Consider the following 18116-nt stretch of genomic DNA (forward strand, 5'->3'; position numbering starts at 1 on the left):
ACTCCGTTCGGGGGTCGATCACGGGAGTAGTGCGTCGATCTCAGCTTTGGCGGCGAGCAAGTTCTCCAGAACGACGCCGCGGAAGTCAGTGTCCATCCTGCTCACCGGTACGGACGCGGCAAGCGCGAACGAGCCGCCCCGCAAAGGCACCGCCACCGAGACGACGCCTTCCTCACCTTCCTCGTTGCTAGTGGCGAATCCACAACGACGCACGGTGGCAAGCTCGGATCTCAACGCTTTCTTGGACTTCATGGAGCGCCGTGTCAGTTGGGCAAGTTCAGGGTCGGGATACAGCGCGTCAAGTTGCTCGTCAGTGAGCGCAGCCAGCAGCGCCTTACCCGTCGACGTGCAATGGGCCGGCATCGCGACACCGAGACGAGCCGAAACCCGTAGCGCCTGAGGACTTTCGATGGAGTCAACGAAATCTACCTGCGCGCCGACGAGTCGGCCCAGGTGCACTGTTTCCCGCAGATCCGCACTCAATTTCTCCAGGACAGGCCGCGCGCGGACCCGGATGTCGAGGCGACCAACCACGCTGAAAGCCAGCAAATCGAGGCTGGGACCGGACCGATACGCCTTTGTCTGCGGGTCCTGGCGAACCAGTCCGCGATAGGCCAACATCGCAAGGAGGCGGTGAGCCGTCGAACTGGCTACCGAAAGATGGGTACTGACCTCCGTGAGCCGGATCTCGGAGCGCTCAACCAACAACATCAAGGCACGCAACGCGTTGTCGACCGATTCGATCGGGTACTGCGGTACGGGCCCGTATTCGCGCGCAGCGACGACTTCGGTTGGCTCGGTCATCCCTAGGGCCTCCTGACAGCGATTCACGCGACCCTGCATGTTTACTGCCGGGCAGTCGCCGCGGCACCGGCCTGCGGCAATTGTTCGAGTTCGTCCAGAGCCGCCACGGCGCTGGTCTCAGCGCCGATCAGTCTGCGGCACATTAAGATGGCCTTCGGCCAGTTGACGGTCACGGCGCCTCGGAGCACCCCGCTGTCGTCGCTGTAAACTGCTGCGGCACGCGGTTTCTCACCGTGCAAGTCGCCGATCAGCTGCAAGAGTTCGGCTCGACCCGGTCGCCCGGCGATCTGGATCTTCCAGTCGTACTGGTCGCTCCAGACGTACTCCGTCGGTGCATAAGGGCGCAGTTCATCGGGGTGCAGGATGTTGTGGGCGACGCAGACCGCCTGCTCGGAGGCGTTGGTCCAGTGTTCAACCCGGACGTCTTCACGATGATGCGGATGATGCCAACGGGCGACATCACCCACCGCGAAGATGTCGCTGTGATCGACTGCACGGCAATACTCGTCGCACACCACGCCGTCGTCGATGAGCAGTCCCGACGCCGACAGCCAGCTGTCGTTGGGGCGGGCGCCGATACCCACGACGACCGTGCTTGCCGGTAGCACCTCGCCGTTGGTCAACGCCACGCGCAGCTTCCCGGCGGTTCCCTCAACCCCCTCGACACCTTCGCCGAATCGGGTCTGTACGCCGTGGCGGTGGTGCAGGTCGGTGAACATGGCTCCGAGTTCCTCGCCCACGACCCGGCCGATCGGCGCGTGCAGAGGGTCGACGATTGTCACGTCTCGGCCCGCCGCGTGCGCGGTTGCCGCCACTTCTGCGCCGATGAATCCGCCACCGACCACCACCACGGGACCCGATGACGAGGTGAGGTCGCGGGCCAGTCCCCGGCTGTCGTCGAGCGTCCGGACCACATATAAGCCGGATTCGACCGGCCACGGCGACGGCCTCGCGTCAGCGCCGGTGGCGACGACCAGGATGTCGTAGGCCACTCGGGTGCCGTCGGCGAGGACGACCTTCCGATCAGCGACATCGAGGTGTTCCGCGGCACTGCCGAGCCGCAGCTCGATGCCGGCGGCCTCCGCTTCGTCCGCTGTCAACAGTCTTACCCTGTCCTCATCCCACGCGCCGGCGAGGAACTGCTTGGATAGCGGCGGCTTATCGTATGGGAGTTCAGCCTCCTTGCCGATCAGCACGATGCGCCCGTCAAATTCTTGAGTTCTCAACGCCCGTGCGGTACGCACCCCGGCGACGGAGGACCCGACAATGACGACAGTCCTGCCGGCCATCAGCAGGGCCCCTCCGAGGCACTCCCCCGCAGCAGGTATCCGCTGCGGGCTCCGGCAGGTGGCTTCAGATTCGGCATGGCATCCCCTGTATCTTCGCTGTGGTTGGGCGTCATCGCCGCTTCTTCGGCGCCGCGGCGACACTCATCCCGCCATCGGAGTGAACGACGCCGCCAGTGATGCCGCGCGATCGATCCGATGCGAGAAAGACGTAACTCCAGGCGTGATCCTCGCCGGTCAGTGCGACCTGCAGCGGCACCCGTGCGGCCAGTTCACCGGCCTGTTCGGGAGTGTCGGCCATGCTGCGCTCGGCTGATCCAAGGCTCGCCACGCCCCGCAGTTCGGTGCCCAACGTGCCGCCGGGTGCAATTCCGTTCACCCGGACGCCAGGGGCTAAATCATGTGCCAGCGCGGTCACCAGGCCGCGGACAGCGAATTTGGAGGCGACGTAGAGCACTCCGCCGCGACCCGGGTAGTAGGCCGACGTGGATTCGGTCAGCAGAATGACGGCGCGCTCGGACTGATGCAGCGCCGGTAGAGCGGCCTTGACCGAATGCAGGTGACTCTTGACGTTGACGCGGAAGATCTCGTCGAAAGCGCCGTCGATAAGTTCGGCGTCCAGATCCTCAATGCTGCGGTAAAAGTCGAACACGCCAACACAATTGACCAAAATGTCAAGTCCGCCGAACGCTTTCACCGCGGCCGCGACGGCCAGATCGTTCGGGATTCGGGTGGTTGCGTCGCCGACGGTTGTGACCACGTCGGGATGGGCCGTCGACAACGCCGCGCATTTATCCGGATCGAGTTCTAGGACCGCTACCCGGGCACCTTCGGCCAGGAAGGTGTCGACAACGGCCCTGCCGATTCCGGAGCCGGCCCCGACGACAAGGGCCCGGCGACCCTCGAGCCAGCCGGTCATGCCCGGCCTGGCGGTGTGTCCCCGGATTCGTCGGTGACCAGCGACCCGAACGGTTGGCCGATCATGGCCGAGAATGTGGCCGTGCCCTGCCACGTCAGCGCCTCAAGTTCCAACGGGCACAGCGACACCCGCTGCCCGGATTTCAGCGATTCGATCAATAGGCGCGACCCGTTGCGCGTCTGCACTCGGGCGACCCGAACCTCCGCAAACTCGTTGCCGATCGTGATCTGTTCGCCGACAATATGTTCCACGCGGCTCGTGTCAGTCCCCGACCGCCCCGGCTGCTGCGGATGCACCGTCATAGGAAGATCGCGAGGTTCTGCATTCGGATCACCGACTCGTCCACCAGAATGGTCCGGCGAGCCAGCTTCCACTGCTCACCCTCGCGGCGCATTACGTCCTCGCGGCCCGCGGAGAGAAAGGCTCCTTCTCGGACGTCGCCCCTGCTACGGAAGACAAGTGTCGCCGACTCCACCACCAGGTGATCGGAATCCTCGGTGGCAAAGGTGCGCACATTCGACAGGTGGTGCCGTAGCCGCGATGGCGGATCCTCGGTCCAGGCATGCTCGGTGAGGAATCGCGCGACCCTGCGAGACAGCGAGTATTTGTCTTCATCGAAATGAGCCATGCCCGGGGACGTGTCGTATCCCGCACCGAGGGCGGTGGTGACCCGCACCGGCATCAGATAGTGAATGTCCTCGGCGAGCATGTCCAGCCAGTCGGTGTAGGCCTGCGCGTCGAGGAGGTAGGCCTCGTCGACCAGCCACCGGTGCGCCAACAGATGGCGTTCGTCATCGAAGCGCAATGTGTTGCCGCAGCGGGTGATTCGGGATGCATGGGCACCGAGACACGACGCCGCCGAATGGGTCTCCCCTGGGCTGCCAGCCGACGCGGCCCGACCGGATGTTGTGGTGTCAGTACTCACGCCCGGCTCACCACCTTGTCGTCGGCGGCTGGAACGCCGCAGATTTGGGAGCCCTCTGCTGGGACCGTAACCGGGTTTTCGAGGTCATCCGCCCAGCGCCGCAATAGTTCTCGCTGGTTGAACTCACTGTAGCCCTTCCGCGCGACGCCTGGCCCGGAGAACTGTTCACGCGTCAGTGGCGGCGCGACCTCGGTGCCGTCTTCCAGCAGACCCATTCTGCTGTTGAGCAGTAACCTGCGGGCCATGGAGCCGGCCGCCGTGCTGGTCAGCGACACCCAGTTCTCCACGTCATCCTGCTCGAACATACCGGTGCTGCCGAAACACATCAGGTATGCCTTGTAGGAGAGCGCCTTGAACTGCTCTGGGGCCTGTTTGTCGACGGCGAACCACGACAGTATTTCGGTCTCATCCTCGCTGATCGGCTGCCACTGCCGCAGGGTGATGAACGGCAGCACGTCATCGGAATCCGCGACCTTCGGCCAGTTGTGCACGAAGGACAGATTGGGATACAGCGATGCGGCGCTGAACATGAACCCGTCTTCGCCGATTACGTTGAGCTGCTCGGCTGTCCAGGACTGCTTCATCCGGGCGATCATGTCGTCGGGGTAGCCGACGTAGCGCAGGCGCCCCTCGAGTGAGCCCTCCGGCAGCTTGTATGTGGTCCCACCGCCGTTTCCTGCCCAATAAAGCACGCCTTCCTTGCGTTTTTGGGCACTGGGCTCGCGGAACAGGCCGATTTCCACGACCGACGTATGCGTGTGCGGGGTGTGGTACATGTCGCCCGCGAAGTTTTCGGCACCGATCTTCCAGTTCGCCTTGATCCGCCAGCGCTGGGGCCCGTGCAGTTCGATGCCGCTGTGGCTCTGCCTGGTGTAGAAGTCCAGATAGAAGCGGAAGTCACCGAGATATTCTTCTAGCGGCGGGGCCGTCGCGGCTAAGCTGATGAAGATCATTCCGTTGTAGATGCCGATGTTTGGCGCCGGCAGCAGTCGTTTGCCCTTGCGGCTGAATCCGGCCTCCCCGCCATAGGCATCGTGGTGGAAGGGCAATCCGGCGATCCTGCCGTCGTTGCGGTAGGACCAGCCGTGATACGGGCAACGGAAATGCGAGGCGTTGCCCATCTCGGCCCGGCATACCTGCATCCCACGGTGCAGACACATATTGAAGTGCGCGCGCACCTGACCTGCTTCGTCGCGAATGATGATGAAGGAATCGTCGAGGATTCGGCGCACCACGTAATCGCCCGGTTGGGCGATCTCTGATTCGTGCCCGACGAAGATCCACGCCCGGCTGAAGATCCGCTCCTTCTCGAGTTCGAAGATCTCGCGGTCGTTGTAGATATGCGCCGGGATCATTCCCCGCCGTACATCATTGAGAACACTCAACTGCTGTGTCATAGCGACCTATTCCTCAGACCGGCGTTTTCCAATCCTCTGTTATGCAGAGGGTATTTCTGTAGAGTAGAGAAGTCGGATGCGGGCGTCAACGGGTCAGAGCCCAAGCGAGCGGGCGATGATCACCTTCATGACCTCGCTGGAGCCGGCGTAGATTCGCGACACGCGGGCATCGGCATAAGCTCGCGCGATCGGGTATTCCATCATGTAGCCGTAGCCACCGTGCAACTGCAGACAGCGGTCGATCACTCGGCCCTGCAGTTCGGTGCAGTACAGCTTGACCATGGCCGCATCGGCCGCTGACAGCTTTCCGTCCTCATGAGCCAGCAGGGCCCGGTCGAGCAGTGACTGACCGGCCTCGATTTCGGTGGCGCAGGCTGCGAGTTCGAATTTGGTGTTCTGGAATGACGATACTGTCGTACCAAACGCCTTGCGCCCCTTGGTGTATTCGATAGTGTCTCGTAACGCCTTGGCCGCGGCGGCCTGACTGTTCACCGCAATCGAGAGGCGCTCCTGGGCAAGGTTCTCGGTCAGGTAGGCGAATCCTTTGCCCTCCTCCCCCAACAGGTTCTCGGCGGGCACCACAACGTCGTCGAAGATCAGCTCCGCCAGGTCCTGTGACTTCAAGCCCAGCTTCTCGAGCTTGCGGCCGCGGATGAGCCGAGGGCTGTCGCCTTCGATCACCAGTAGGCTCAGGCCTTCCCGGCCGGCTTCCGGATCGGTCTTGACGGCGGTGACGATGAGATCAGCGTTGGCGCCGTTGGAGATGAACGTCTTGGAGCCGTAGACGATGTAATGATTGCCGTTGCGCACCGCGCGGGTGGCGATCGCCTTCATGTCGGAACCTGCGCCCGGCTCCGACATCGCCAGGGCGCTCACCGCGTCGCCGGACACCAGTCGCGGCAGCCACCGGCTCTGCTGCTCGGCATTGGCGACGTTGAGGAAGTACGGCATCGCAATGTCGGTATGCATTCGCAGGCCGCCGAGCGCGACGCCGGCGTGCTGGGATTCCTCGGTCAGAATGACATTGAACAGATAACTGTCCTGACCGCCCCCCCCGAATACCTCGGGAACCTGGATACCCAGGAGGCCGAGCTTGCCCGCGGCGGTCCAGAAATGTCGCGGCGGCGCCCCGGCCTTCTCCCATTCGGTGTACTCCGGAACCACCTGCTCGGCGTAGAACGCGCGGACGGTCGCCCGAAACGCCTCATGGTCATCGTTGAACAGGGTGCGCTGCACTTGTTCGCCTCTCTGCCGCTTTGGCAATGCCGATACACGGGAAGATTTCAGATCTGGATCCAACGTCGCAGCTAGTAGCCACAACGCGACAGGGCGACGTCGGTGCGCTCGGCCAACTCGACGACCAGGAGTCGATCTCTCAGGACGGACCGCCTCCTTTCGCCTCCGGCCGCACCATCCGAGCCGCCATTTGATACGGATCGAACTGATTATACATAATTGCTATTTTCCGTACACTAGTGCGGGCATGCCGAGAACCGCCGGGCGGCAGCCGATTATGGGGCCGTCACAGTGTCCGACTATGCAGGAGACGACCTCAAGGGCCGGCTCAACGCACTCACCGGAGGCGCCTCGGCGTTGTCGTCGACCCCGGTCGGCGGCCGGTATCCCGAACCCTGCCTGCATGCGATGCGGCTGGGACGGACGCTACGTCGTGCTCGGCTTCGCCGCGGGCGATATCCCGTGTATATCGCTGAACCTTATTCTGCTCAAGGGAATTCGGGTGATAGGTTTCGAGAACCGGACCATCATGGATCACCTGCCCGATGTCGTGGCACGGGACCTCAGCGAGGTGCTGCAGATGCTCCTCGGCAAAGAGGCTTCATACGGCGCGCAGTTCGGCAGCTAACCGCGTCACGGCCTGATCTTGCGCGGAACCAGTATCGCCCTTCCGATCCGCGATGCGATACGCCATCCCTCTGGTGTGCGTGTGTATTTGTCCTGAAACTCCATGAGTCGACACTCATCGACGGCGTAATCCGCCGGCTTGCCGTCCTCCTGAGGCGGCCCGTGGTACACCATCGCGCAGATGACGCCCTCTGCGTATTCGTCGGAAACGTTGAGGAAGTGAAAATTCGTCAGCTGATGTCGCGCGGTCACCTTGGGGCGCTGACGCATAGCCTCCCGGATTTCATCACGGCCGCGATGGATGTTGCCCGCCCTGTCGAAGTGCGCATCAGTGGTGAACAACTGGATCATCGATTCGAAGTCCCCGTGGTCCATGAAGTAGGCGAATGCGGTGTTGAGCTTCACGAGCTCCCACTCGACAAGCGCCTGGTGCACTCGTTCCGCTGCCACGGCAGATGTTTCCATGTCACAACCTCACAGATGTTGATTTACGTTGACCTACAGGGATGCTCGGCGAGCGTTCGCCGCAAAAATCCACCTAACGACCACGACACAACCGCCGCAGTGATCGTATGAATATACTCTATTGAACACTAATCATAGTATGTGTTCATACAGGACTAATGGTCAAGGGCGAGCGCCGGGAGGACGGGGCGGACCCAAGTCATTGCACCTGCCGCACATACCATCCCCGACAAGTCTTAAGCCGGCGCCGTTCCTCATCGGCGCCCGCCCACCGTGGCTCAGGACGCGTGAGAGATGCCCGTGCACAGCCCGGCGTGCGACAGCGTACTCGCCGAGAGGGGGCCGCCGATCACCCCGAAATGTGGGCCAGTTGGCAGCCTTGATGGGCGATCACGATGGACTCGCCCGCGGCAACCCGATCAAAGTACCGTCCTGCATGGGATCGAAAGTGACTGAGATCCACTACGATCGGACGCGGTGGCGATACGACCGGCTGTGCGGCGCCCCTGGCCGGTGCTCCTTTTGGCATCGCGTCGATTCTGGCCACGATCCGACCGCGGCGCTTCACATGCAAGCTGTCGCCGGCTGCCACCTGCCGAAGGTAGGCGCACGTAGCACCGCGCAGCTGGCCGATCCCGATCGTGTGTTCCATGACCATCTCCCCAGCCGACCCGGCGGTGCGGGGGGCGACCAGTAACTAAATATATTCCCATATAGCACATCGGCGACGCGGGCGCGAACAGCGGCGGGCCATGGGCGCAGCTCGTGGGGTGACGGCACGTTCAGCGTTGGCGATCGGTCTGAAGTCCCTCTCGCACTTCGTCTGTGTTGAAGCTGGCAAACATGGCTACGCCACCGGATCGCACACCCGCATGTGCGCACAGACCCACCGACGCTAACCCAATGACAAGGCACGCAGGTTGTCCGGCAGGGAGGCTTATGTCAACGTACGGGGCGGAACGCCGCTGACGCGGTGGCGATGATGCGGCCGTCGGCAGCTTCGTCAATCATGGTGGCCTCGACACCGAACCGCGGCCCGTGCGGGTTGACCACGACGGCGCTGGCCACAAACGGGCCGGTGTAACCGGCCCGGACAAACATCACCGTGTAGTGCTCTACCTGCAGGTCCGTAGCGCCCAGGATCCGTTGGAGTTGGTCGGTCATCGCAGCTTCTAAGGCGATGTTGATGGGTCCCTGGTGCAGCGCCGAGTGCGGCGAGGCGATCTCGGGTGTCACCTTCGGGATTTCCAGCGTGCCGTCCGCCCGCTTGCTGATGCCGAACACCTCGCGCAGCGGCGGCAGATCGGGGGTGTCGGCCAGGTCATCGATCGGGTTGTCCACCGGGTAGAACCCGGGCGGGACATCACCCAGGCTCACCCCACTGCCCGTCGAGATCGCGATGACCCGGCTGTGGTCTGCGGCGTCGACGACGCGGGCGCGGCTGAAGCCCATGGTGCGACCCACGCTGATCACGTCGCGAATCACCTCTAGGCGCGTGACGTCGTAGGCGGGATCGAGGATGTCGTAGGTCATCGTCACCGGTGCGGGCACGCATTCGTCGTCGCGCCACCAGGGTTCGGGCGCCAGGATCGTCAACGGGCTCGCCGTGATGCCGCCCGATGAGTTGCGCATATCGTGGCGCAGCGGCATTGCTTCCTTGTCGACGCCGGCATCCAGGTGCGGCGTCGTCTTGCCAAGGTAGGTATAGCTTTTCAGTGCCCGCCAGGACTTCTCGAAGTGCTTCCAGTGCTCTTCGGGCGTTACGGTCCTGATGTCGCCGTATGAATCGTTACCCACCTGACCTCCTTGTCGTGGGGCGCTAGCTGCCGATCGAGTTCACAGGCCGAGGTCGCGGCCGATCAGGTCTTTCATGATCTCGGTGGTGCCGCCGAAGATGGTCATGATGCGGGTGTCGACGTAGTCGCGCGCCACCCGGTACTCGTTCATGTAGCCGTAGCCGCCGTGCAGCTGCACGCAGGCGTCGACGACTTTCTTGGCCAGCTCGGTGCACCACCACTTGGCTTTGGCGGCTTCCACCGCCGTCAACTCGTTGTCCAGCACCGCGGTCAGGCACCGGTCGATGTACTGCTCGGCGATCTCCAGCTCGGTGTCGAGCTCAGCCATCACGAAGCGGTTGTGTTGGAAGCTGCCGATCGGCTGTCCAAATGCCTTGCGGTCCTTGGTGTACTGCAGGGTCTGTCGCCAGGTCTCGCGCGCGCCCGCGACCGCGGAGATCGCGATCGACAATCGCTCGGAGGGCAGGTTGTGCATCAAGTGGTAGAACCCTCGACCTTCAGCGCCGAGCACATTGGCCGACGGGACCCGGACGTTCTCGAAGTGCAATTCGGAGGTGTCTTGTGAGGGCAGGCCCATCTTGTCCAGCTTGCGCCCCCGGGTGAAGCCCTCCATGTCGCGCTCCACTACGAGCAGTGTGAAGCCCTTGCGCCCTGCCGCGGGATCGGTGCGCGTGACGACCACGACGAGATCGCAGTTGATGCCGGAGGAGATGAAGGTCTTGGAGCCGTTGAGGATCCAGTCCTCGCCGTCGCGGATCGCGGAGGTGCGGATGCCGGCCAGGTCGCTACCCGCGCCGGGCTCGGTCATGGCGATCGCCACGATGGTTTCGCCGTTGATGATTCCCGGTAGCCACCGCTTCTTCTGCTCGTCATTGGCCAGCGTTCTGAAGTACGGGCCCACGACGTCGTTCTGCAGGGTTAGCGCGGGAACAACGTTGCCCCACTTCGCGAACTCCTCATTGATTACGGCGTTGAACCGGAAGTCATCTGAACCACCGCCCCCATACTCCTCGGGCATGTTGAATCCGATCAGGCCGTACTTGGCCGCCGCGACGTAGGCCGAGCGGTCGACGATTCGCTCGCGTTCCCACTTCTCGGCGTGCGGTGCAACCTCACGCTCGATGAACTGCCGCGCGGTCTCCCGCAGCTGTTCGTGCTCGGCCTCGAACACCAAACGCCTCATCCTCACACCCACTTTCTCGCAGGTCCGCCGCCGCGACGGCCCGGCCCGGCAACACCTTGCCGATGACCATGCAATCCGATATATGGTTATCTGATTATCGTAAGGCACATCTGGTTCGGGGACTTGCCGGGCGCCGGATCGTCGAACCCCCGGCGCGACCGAGGGGACCGGCTGGACTCGTTGTCGTCGCTGAGGTAGCACTTGGAAACCAAGCGCCTCGATCCATCCATGCCGCTGGAATCTATTATCCCGTGTTTGGCCAATCGCGGATCTGCCGCGGAAGAATTCACTAAACTTTTAACTTGATGCGAATGCTCCCGCAATCGACCGATCCCCGGACGTCCCGACGGTGCCGTCCGACGGCGATGGCTGGACGGTACTGATGGCCCGGCTCGAGCGCGTGGGCGCCAGCCATGGCCTCAGCGACCAGCCGGTTGACGTGGTGGTCATCATTCGCGCGCTCTCCCCCACCGCCGCAGCGACGAGCCGACCACACGCAGGAACGGCACGGACAGAAAGGGAGCGAGGATGAACACGATTGATCATCGTGCAGCACGAGGTACCGGCGCACTGCCGGAGCTGGAGTGGGAATCGCTCCCGATGGCCGATGACCGGGGGGCTGGTTGGCAAGCCTTGCGTGATGCCGGTCCGGTCGTGATGATGAACGGCGCGTACTACCTGACCCGCCGAGACGACGTTCTACAGGCGCTGCGTGACCCGGCCCTGTTCTCCTCGAAGAAAGCGTTCGACATCCTCGGCAGTCCACTGCCACTAGTTCCCATCGCCTACGACCCTCCCGAGCACACCCGGTTCCGGCACATTCTGCAGCCCTTCTTCGCCCCGAACGTCCTCGCCACGCTGCTGCCCTCGTTGCAGCAGCAGGCCATCGACATCGTCGAAGCTGCTGCCGCCCAGGGGCGATGCGAAGTAATGCAAGATATCGCGATCCCCTACCCGTCGCAGGTCTTTCTGACGCTGTTCGGCCTTCCGTTGGAGGATCGCGATCGCCTCATACATTGGAAGAACGTCATCATCGCCCTGGCGGATCTGCCCAGCCTCGAGGGTGCCGATCTCGCCCCTGCCCTCGAGCTGTTCGGCTACCTCACCGAGGCGATCGCCGCCAAGCGTGCCGACCCCGGCGATGACATCCTCTCGGCCTTACTCACCGGAGAGGATGCGCTCGACGACGGCGAAGCGATCGGGTTGTGTTATCTGTTCGTGCTGGCCGGGCTGGATACCGTCACCTCGGCAATGGCGTCGGCCCTGCTCGCGCTGGCTCGCGATCCCCAGCTGCGCCGAAGACTCATCGTCGACCCTGAGCACGTGAAAGTGTTCGTCGAGGAGATCGTACGGCTGGAGCCGCCGGCGCCCGTCGTTCCGCGGGTCACCACGGCCGAGGTCACGATCGGCGGTGTCACGCTGCCCGAAAATAGCCAGGTACGACTGTGCCTCGGCGCGATCAACCGGGACGGCACCGACGGGATCTCGACCGATACCGTGGTGATGGACGGCAAGGTGCATCGGCACTGGGGATTCGGTGGCGGTCCGCACCGTTGTCTGGGCTCCCACCTGGCGCGACTCGAACTGAGCCTGATCACGAAGGAATGGCTCAGGCGTGTTCCGGAGTTCCACGTCGCAGAAGGATTCCGCCCGCACATCGCGTTCCCTGCGCAAACGTTTGCGCTGGCCGAGCTGCCCTTGGTGTTGGGTCGGTCGTGATGCGCTCATCGCGCCGTGCCCGCGAGTTGCATTGAGCGCCAGCGTGATTCTATTCCGCCGGTTCGCTAGGAGAGCAGGTCGATGACGCGGTCCCGGTGCTGAACCTTCGTGAGATAGCGACGGGCGCTGGTCATGTGGTCGCGCCAGGCTTGTTCGGCCGCTTCGCCGTCGCCGGCGTGGATAAGAGCGGCGATCTTTTCATAGCTGCGCAGCGCGCGCCGGTTCGCCCGCGCGAGTTCTTGGCTGTCAGCCCCGATTTCAGCGACCGTCGTAGCCAGTTCGCGCTCGATGATCTCCGAGAGCATGCCGATAACCGCGGCCAGGGTGTGATTGCCGGACAGCTCTACGAGTTTGAGGTGGAAACTCACCCCGGCACTGTGGAATCCGCGGGGGTCTTCGGCGGCGGCGCGAACCCGGCCGAGCTCGTCGTCGAGCGCGATCAGTTGAGCCCGTGAGGCGGTTTGCGCCAACCGGCGCACCGCGGGCGGCTCGATGACCAGTCGGGCGTCCCAGACGTCACCAATGGTCGTGCCGGACAGCATCAGCACCATGGCGAACAATCTGGCGGCGGCGTCGGGCCCGGGCACCGTCACGCGCGCACCGCCGGGTGGGCCGCGGCGAATGGTGACCAACGCGTCGCCTTCCAACAATCTCAGCGCTTCTCGCAGTGTCGGCCGCGATACCCCGAATCGTCGCATCATCTCAGCTTCGGGCGGCAGCCAGTCACCGTCGACGAGTTCCCCGCGGACAATCATCCGCCGGACTTGAGCCGCAACCTGATCCGACATCTTGAGGGGACGGACCCACTGCTCGGCGCCGGCATGTGTAAACGGATTGCTCTCGATCACGCACTCCTTCTCGCCCGGTCGTGCGGGTCAATGATAGTCACGCGAGGAAGTGGCACTAGTTCATCTAAAGCAACAAGCTCATCCTCACGGTTAAAGGTAGGGTGGCGCCACGCACGCATATCGTTGCGCAACAATAGATCCCACTGCCGGGCTGTTGGGTCATTCAACAAGTGAGCCCCCGCGAAGGTGGCGTGCAACGCTAGGCCGTAGCGTTGCGCGCACGCGGAGCACCTGCGGCCCCGCTTTTTCAGGGCGTGGTGTCAGTGATGCCGTGTGCGTCGTCGCGGCCAAGTTCGGCGACGATGCCGACTGTGGACCGGGGCATTTCCGCAGCCTCGATTCGCCGGCGCCTCACATGAGAAGGGCGCGCCGCAGCACCTTGCCCGCCGGTGATCGGGGGAGCTCGCGGATTCGCACCCACTCGTCAGGGACTTTGAAGCCCATGGTTCTCGCCCGGGTCCAGACCCGGACCTCCTCGAAGTCGACCTCGTCGCCGACGACGTAGGCTCTGATCCGTTGACCGAGCCGCTCGTCAGGAATGCCGACGATGGCGACCTCGTGGATGCTCGGGTGGCAAGTGATGAGGGCCTCGACCTCCGCGGGGTCGACGTTCTCGCCGCCGCGGACGATGCGGTCTCCAGCGCGTCCGACCAGTCGCAGCCGCCCCTCTTCGTCGAGGGTGCCGAGGTCTCCGGTGTGCAGCCACGCACCGTCCACCGCTCCGAACAGGTGCGCGGCGCGGGCGACCACCTCTTCCCCGTCCAGCCGCAGCTCGACGCCCGGAAGGGCGACGCCGACCGTGTCCAAGCCAGTACCCGCGCGGTGGGCGTCGTCGTCGAGCCAAGTCAGCGGACTGCCCTCGGTCTGGCCGTAGAGCTGGATCAACCGAACCTCGGGCAGCGCGTCGATGACGCGACGGACGAGCGCGGGACCCATTGGGGCGGCGCCGTACTGGATGACCTCCAGCGGTGCATCTGCGAGCGCACCCCGTTCCAGGAGGTCGTGGAGCATCGTGGGCACGAGGATGGTGTGCGTCGCGCCCAGTGCGGCGAGCTCAGCCCAGTGCGCGGCTGCCCCGCCGGGTAGCGGGGCGACCGCGGAGCCGGCGCCCAGCCCCACCAGGAGCTGGCCCAGGCCGGCAATGTGGTGCAGGGGTGATCCCGCGGTGACGATCGAGGTCGGGGTCAGGCCCAGGATCTCCGCGAGCAGTCTGATGCGGGCGACCAGCTCGCGGTGACGTCCGGGCACCCGCTTGGGGACGCCGGTTGTTCCGGACGTGTGCAACACCAGGGCGACGTCGGTGTCCGCTGGGACGGGCAACGGTGTGGTTGACCGGGGGAACGACGGAAGCAGCACTGGCCGGCATCCAGCACTGCGCACCAGGTCGGCCAACGATCCCTCGCCCACCACGACCAGCGGTGTCCGTCCCGGATCCAGCAGGGGTAGCAGGTCGGCGGGCCCGGAGCGCGGGTTCAACGGCGCCACGGGAAGTCCCAGTGCGGCGCCTGCCACGGTGAGGGCAAGGACGTCCGGGCCCGAGGGGACGAGCAGCGGGATGTGCAGCGCGCCTTCGGTGGGCTGTCCGGCAAGCCAGTCCGCAGCTCCCGCCGCACGCTCGAGCAGTTCGCCTGTACTCCAGCGCACGTGCGGGGTGACCACCGCCAGCGACGTCCGGGGCCTCGCCCGAAGCAGGGTGAGCAGGGTCTCCACCATGGTGTGACTCCCTTCAGGTGGTGACAGCGTAGGTGGAGGTCGAGGACCCTAACAGCGCAGCGCTCTCGTCGAGCAGGCGGCACGTCGTCGAGACGATCTGACGTCCGACACGGTCGATCGACGCTTCGCAGCGCACCACGCACCCGGCCTGTGCCGGCACCGGGCGGAGGTAGCGGTGAGCGTGCTCCAGGGGTGCCACGGTGCGGCCCCGGGACGCGACCTGGCGTGAGGCGAGCTCCGAAAGCGCCGAGACGAAGCCGCCGTGGACATGGCCGTGGCGGTTGGCCACCCGCGGGTCCCCAGCCCAGCTGGTGACGACCCGATCCGCAGACTCTTCCTCGACGACCAGCGACAGGACCTCTTCGATCGCGGTGCCGTGGACACTGGTGTCGACCAGCGCGGCGAAATCGGAGGGCTCACGAACCAGTATGTGATACCTCGCGATCCCGTGGGCGAGCACCGCGCCCCGGTCGTCGACAACGTCACCGTAGGCCACCAGCAGCCCCCCTTGGTGGCTCAACACGTGGCCGTAGGAGAGCAGCTCGGTCCCGCTGCTGAGGACCCCGGCAGCGAAGCAGGTCTGCATGGCGCCGCTGATGCTCACCTCCTGCGCAGCCAAGGCAGTCATGGCCAGCATCCCCAGGCCGGAGTCCAGGACCACCTGCAGCAGCGCAGGATGGACGCGGCCGTCGGTGACCCACGCCGGTGCCAGCGCTGCTCGCGCACAGGCACCACGTTCGGGGGCATCGGTGAACGTCATCCCGGTCAACGTGAAGCAGGGCGAGGAGATCTGCCGTATCGGCCCGCGGGGCCGCAACCCGTCACTCACCTGTCAGCGCTCCTCATCGGGCCCGCCCACCTGGCGGCTGCCAGCTACCCGGGGCAGCGCATAGCTGCCCATCGAGACGATGTCGGTCATATAGCCTCGCTTTGGGGTAGGACCCGGGGGACGGATCGCGGATACATAATAAGGTATATAGTTAGATAATTGCCACGCAAGTCTGGCCGCCCCGCCATCAGGTCACCGGTGTCGTTGCTTCTTTGTGTGTGATGCGGGTTCAGCGGACGGTGAATCGTCGACCGGCAGCGCGATGCCCGTAACGTATTTGGCTTTGTCGCTGACCAGCCACTCGACAGCGGCGGCGATATCCTCGGGCGCCAGGATCGGCACTTACAACGCGTTCTGGATCGCGCGTCCGACTCGGAACCGCCGGCTTCAACGAGCTTGCCCCATGGCGTCGTTCATCGTCATGCCGCTCAAGACGCCATGCCCGGCACGAAGCGCACGCACAGGTCGACGACGGCGGCGACATCCAGACCCGATTCCTTTCAATTTCTGACTTTGAGATTTCGCCGGATATGCGCCGCGGGAATCGGGCATCCGGATCGGCCTGACGGCCTGTCGGACACGGCCCGCCGTGTTCAGTTGAACCTCGTCCGGTACGGCATACACCCGCATTTGCGCGTGAAACCTGGTGCGATTGCGTTGATGCGAACGGCTTCGGCAGCGAACGACGCCGCGGCCGACTTACCGATGCGCTCCCACTGCCATGTTGACCCTTGAACGTTGACCTGGTTAGCTACGTCAGCTACACAACACCGGGCAACTGGATGACCACCGGGCTTGACCCCGACCTTCGCCGGGCCTACGAGCGCGAGCTGCTGGAACGGTATCGGGATGGCCTCCGCGCCGGTGGAGTCACCGACGTCCCCAGTTACGACAAGGCTTTTGAGCGTTACCGGCTCTTCTCCGCCGAAGCCTGGGACGCCACCGCCATGACCATCAACTGGCCCGGACTTCAAGCACCGGAGAACGCCGAAGCCGCGTGGCGACGCGCCTGCATAGCCGTCGAGGATCTCGAGACCGCGGCGCTCCTCAACCGCTTCAACCGCTAACGAACGTGCATGGCCGCCGGCCGACACACCGTTGATCGAGCTAGTTTATCTATATAAACTCACGCAGCGCAGAAGCCGAGGAAAAGCGATGGATCTGTTATTCACCAACGATGACTGTGCGTTTCGCGATGACGTGCGCCAGTGGCTGCGCGCCAACATTCCCTATACCGAACGCCCTCAGGACTTCCAGGGCGCGCGGGCGTGGGACATGGCGTGGCAGCGCGCGCAGTTCGACGGCGGTTTCGGCGGTATAGCCTGGCCGCGCGACTACGGCGGGCAGGGTCTGCCGTTGGTGCGTCAACTGATCTGGTACGAGGAGTATGCCCGCGCGGGTGGGCCCGACATCGGTTGCGGGTTCGTGGGTATCAACCAACCCACACCCTGTGCACGGTCGAAGGCTTGCACCGCGCGGCCGCACAGTTGGGATCACTGCCCCGCACCGACCCACTGGAGGACTTATGAGCAGCACCGAACTGGCAGCCGAGATCGTCGACGGTGTCGGCGTGGTGTCGCTGAACCGTCCGCACCGCCACAATGCCGTCACCGACGCGCTGTTCGACGCGCTGAGTACCACCGTGCGCCGCTATCTCGACGACCCCGCGGTGGGCTGCCTGCTGCTGCGCGGCGAGGGCCCGTCGTTCTGCTCGGGCCGTGACACCGCCGAACTGGGCCACCGCGCGGGCGGCGAGGACGATTTCACCTTCGTGCGGGCTCATCAACGGCTGCGCCTGGACATGCTCGACGCCACCAAACCCATTGTGGCCGCGGTCCAGGGCGCTGCGCTTGGCGGCGGTTTCGAAATGGCGCTGGCCGCCGACATCCGCATCATCGCCGACAACGCGGTCTTCGGGCTGCCCGAAGTGGAGCTCGGACTGGTACCCGATACCGGCGGCACACAGATCCTGCCCGCGCTGGTCGGTCCCGCCCGCGCCAAGTACCTCGTCCTCAGCGGTACACGAATCGACGCAGCAACCGCCTATGCCTGGGGCCTGGCCGAGGAACTCGTGCCCGCCGACGTGCTGAGGGCCCGCGCCATGCAGCTGTGCCGGCTGCTGGCCACCCGACCGGCGTTGGCGATGTCGATGGGCAAGATGTTGGTGAATCAGTCCACGGCAGGTGCCATCCGCACCGGCATCGGCCAGGAGTTGCTGGCGCAGACGGCGCTGTTCGGCTCGTCGGACTATCAACGGATCAAGCAACGCGCGACGGGTGCGCGACAGGAGGGCCACTGACATGGCACTGCCGGCTCCTCCCCCGCTGGGCACCGCGATGCTGCCGCCGAACACCTACGCCGGTCAGGTC

General features: G+C 64.5%; 17 protein-coding genes and 2 pseudogenes. 5 read left to right on the forward strand and 14 right to left on the reverse strand.

Translation table 11 applies throughout. The features are described from left to right. Positions 1–18: 18 nt before the first annotated feature. From KXD96_RS27240 to KXD96_RS27270, 7 genes are all read right to left on the reverse strand, one after another. Positions 19–804 carry an IclR family transcriptional regulator gene (locus KXD96_RS27240; protein ID WP_225601130.1) on the reverse strand — a complete coding sequence of 262 codons (786 nt, stop codon included), beginning with the start codon at positions 802–804 and terminating at the stop codon, positions 19–21. Between the two features lie 41 nt (positions 805–845). Then, the gene (locus tag KXD96_RS27245) at positions 846–2093 is read right to left on the reverse strand and encodes an NAD(P)/FAD-dependent oxidoreductase (RefSeq protein WP_225601131.1); all 1248 of its coding nucleotides are present in this window, start codon (positions 2091–2093) and stop codon (positions 846–848) included. Positions 2094–2202: 109 nt separating this feature from the next. Further along, positions 2203–3009, reverse strand: a complete 807-nt coding sequence (gene hcaB, locus KXD96_RS27250; RefSeq protein WP_225601132.1) for a 3-(cis-5,6-dihydroxycyclohexa-1,3-dien-1-yl)propanoate dehydrogenase — start codon at positions 3007–3009, stop codon at positions 2203–2205. Next, the gene (locus KXD96_RS27255; protein ID WP_225601133.1) at positions 3006–3311 is read right to left on the reverse strand and encodes a hypothetical protein; all 306 of its coding nucleotides are present in this window, start codon (positions 3309–3311) and stop codon (positions 3006–3008) included. Before KXD96_RS27255 ends, hcaB begins: the two co-directional genes overlap by 4 nt. Next, the gene (locus KXD96_RS27260; protein WP_260745562.1) at positions 3308–3835 is read right to left on the reverse strand and encodes a 3-phenylpropionate/cinnamic acid dioxygenase subunit beta; all 528 of its coding nucleotides are present in this window, start codon (positions 3833–3835) and stop codon (positions 3308–3310) included. Before KXD96_RS27260 ends, KXD96_RS27255 begins: the two co-directional genes overlap by 4 nt. 95 nt (positions 3836–3930) lie before the next feature. Beyond that, positions 3931–5331: an aromatic ring-hydroxylating dioxygenase subunit alpha gene (locus KXD96_RS27265; protein WP_225601135.1), complete on the reverse strand. Its 1401-nt coding sequence runs from the start codon at positions 5329–5331 to the stop codon at positions 3931–3933. Between the two features lie 93 nt (positions 5332–5424). Further along, positions 5425–6567, reverse strand: a complete 1143-nt coding sequence (locus KXD96_RS27270; protein ID WP_225601136.1) for an acyl-CoA dehydrogenase family protein — start codon at positions 6565–6567, stop codon at positions 5425–5427. 403 nt (positions 6568–6970) lie between these two features. Between KXD96_RS27270 and KXD96_RS27275 the strand changes: the two genes are divergently transcribed. Next, a complete protein-coding gene (locus tag KXD96_RS27275; RefSeq protein ID WP_225601137.1) occupies positions 6971–7195 on the forward strand; it encodes a hypothetical protein in 225 nt (74 codons plus the stop codon). 5 nt (positions 7196–7200) lie between these two features. Here the strand turns inward: KXD96_RS27275 and KXD96_RS27280 are convergent, their stop codons facing one another. The 3 genes from KXD96_RS27280 to KXD96_RS27290 all read right to left on the reverse strand — a co-directional run bounded on the left by KXD96_RS27280 (position 7201) and on the right by KXD96_RS27290 (position 10638). Next, positions 7201–7599 (reverse strand): nuclear transport factor 2 family protein, encoded by a 399-nt coding sequence (locus KXD96_RS27280; RefSeq protein ID WP_260741995.1) that lies wholly within the window; start codon positions 7597–7599, stop codon positions 7201–7203. Positions 7600–8601: 1002 nt separating this feature from the next. Beyond that, positions 8602–9456 carry a hypothetical protein gene (locus KXD96_RS27285; protein ID WP_225601140.1) on the reverse strand — a complete coding sequence of 285 codons (855 nt, stop codon included), beginning with the start codon at positions 9454–9456 and terminating at the stop codon, positions 8602–8604. 39 nt (positions 9457–9495) lie between these two features. After that, complete coding sequence (locus KXD96_RS27290; protein WP_225601141.1) at positions 9496–10638, reverse strand: acyl-CoA dehydrogenase family protein; 1143 nt, start codon at positions 10636–10638, stop codon at positions 9496–9498. Positions 10639–11166: 528 nt separating this feature from the next. Between KXD96_RS27290 and KXD96_RS27295 the strand changes: the two genes are divergently transcribed. Next, the gene (locus tag KXD96_RS27295) at positions 11167–12357 is read left to right on the forward strand and encodes a cytochrome P450 (RefSeq protein ID WP_225601142.1); all 1191 of its coding nucleotides are present in this window, start codon (positions 11167–11169) and stop codon (positions 12355–12357) included. 65 nt (positions 12358–12422) lie between these two features. On the opposite strand, the gene KXD96_RS27300 is transcribed toward KXD96_RS27295, so the two are convergent. The 4 genes and pseudogenes from KXD96_RS27300 to KXD96_RS27315 all read right to left on the reverse strand — a co-directional run. Then, a complete protein-coding gene (locus KXD96_RS27300; RefSeq protein WP_225601143.1) occupies positions 12423–13205 on the reverse strand; it encodes a FadR/GntR family transcriptional regulator in 783 nt (260 codons plus the stop codon). Between the two features lie 351 nt (positions 13206–13556). Beyond that, the gene (locus tag KXD96_RS27305) at positions 13557–14918 is read right to left on the reverse strand and encodes a class I adenylate-forming enzyme family protein (protein WP_225601144.1); all 1362 of its coding nucleotides are present in this window, start codon (positions 14916–14918) and stop codon (positions 13557–13559) included. Positions 14919–14931: 13 nt separating this feature from the next. Then, the gene (locus KXD96_RS27310; RefSeq protein WP_260741997.1) at positions 14932–15747 is read right to left on the reverse strand and encodes a PaaI family thioesterase; all 816 of its coding nucleotides are present in this window, start codon (positions 15745–15747) and stop codon (positions 14932–14934) included. A gap of 192 nt (positions 15748–15939) precedes the next feature. Next, a pseudogene (locus tag KXD96_RS27315) lies at positions 15940–16089 on the reverse strand (hypothetical protein); the annotation flags it as partial. A 389-nt stretch (positions 16090–16478) separates the two neighbouring features. Between KXD96_RS27315 and KXD96_RS27320 the strand changes: the two are divergent. From KXD96_RS27320 to KXD96_RS27330, 3 genes and pseudogenes are all read left to right on the forward strand, one after another. Continuing rightward, positions 16479–16814 carry a hypothetical protein gene (locus KXD96_RS27320; RefSeq protein WP_225601147.1) on the forward strand — a complete coding sequence of 112 codons (336 nt, stop codon included), beginning with the start codon at positions 16479–16481 and terminating at the stop codon, positions 16812–16814. An 88-nt stretch (positions 16815–16902) separates the two neighbouring features. After that, positions 16903–17094, forward strand: a pseudogene (locus KXD96_RS27325) (acyl-CoA dehydrogenase); the annotation flags it as partial. Between the two features lie 178 nt (positions 17095–17272). Then, positions 17273–18046, forward strand: coding sequence for an enoyl-CoA hydratase/isomerase family protein (locus tag KXD96_RS27330; protein WP_225601148.1), 774 nt, complete (start codon positions 17273–17275; stop codon positions 18044–18046). Positions 18047–18116: the final 70 nt, after the last annotated feature.

Origin of the sequence: Mycobacterium sp. SMC-2 (assembly GCF_025263485.1) — a bacterium.
In the GTDB taxonomy this organism is placed as follows: domain Bacteria; phylum Actinomycetota; class Actinomycetes; order Mycobacteriales; family Mycobacteriaceae; genus Mycobacterium.

Coding starts and splice junctions, on each gene's coding strand:
- KXD96_RS27240 (WP_225601130.1), bottom strand. CDS start 804: ATGACCGAGCCAACCGAAGTCGTCGCTGCGCGCGAATACGGGCCCGTA.
- KXD96_RS27245 (WP_225601131.1), bottom strand. CDS start 2,093: ATGGCCGGCAGGACTGTCGTCATTGTCGGGTCCTCCGTCGCCGGGGTG.
- hcaB (WP_225601132.1), bottom strand. CDS start 3,009: ATGACCGGCTGGCTCGAGGGTCGCCGGGCCCTTGTCGTCGGGGCCGGC.
- KXD96_RS27255 (WP_225601133.1), bottom strand. CDS start 3,311: ATGACGGTGCATCCGCAGCAGCCGGGGCGGTCGGGGACTGACACGAGC.
- KXD96_RS27265 (WP_225601135.1), bottom strand. CDS start 5,331: ATGACACAGCAGTTGAGTGTTCTCAATGATGTACGGCGGGGAATGATC.
- KXD96_RS27275 (WP_225601137.1), top strand. CDS start 6,971: ATGCGATGCGGCTGGGACGGACGCTACGTCGTGCTCGGCTTCGCCGCG.
- KXD96_RS27290 (WP_225601141.1), bottom strand. CDS start 10,638: ATGAGGCGTTTGGTGTTCGAGGCCGAGCACGAACAGCTGCGGGAGACC.
- KXD96_RS27295 (WP_225601142.1), top strand. CDS start 11,167: ATGAACACGATTGATCATCGTGCAGCACGAGGTACCGGCGCACTGCCG.
- KXD96_RS27305 (WP_225601144.1), bottom strand. CDS start 14,918: ATGGTGGAGACCCTGCTCACCCTGCTTCGGGCGAGGCCCCGGACGTCG.
- KXD96_RS27330 (WP_225601148.1), top strand. CDS start 17,273: ATGAGCAGCACCGAACTGGCAGCCGAGATCGTCGACGGTGTCGGCGTG.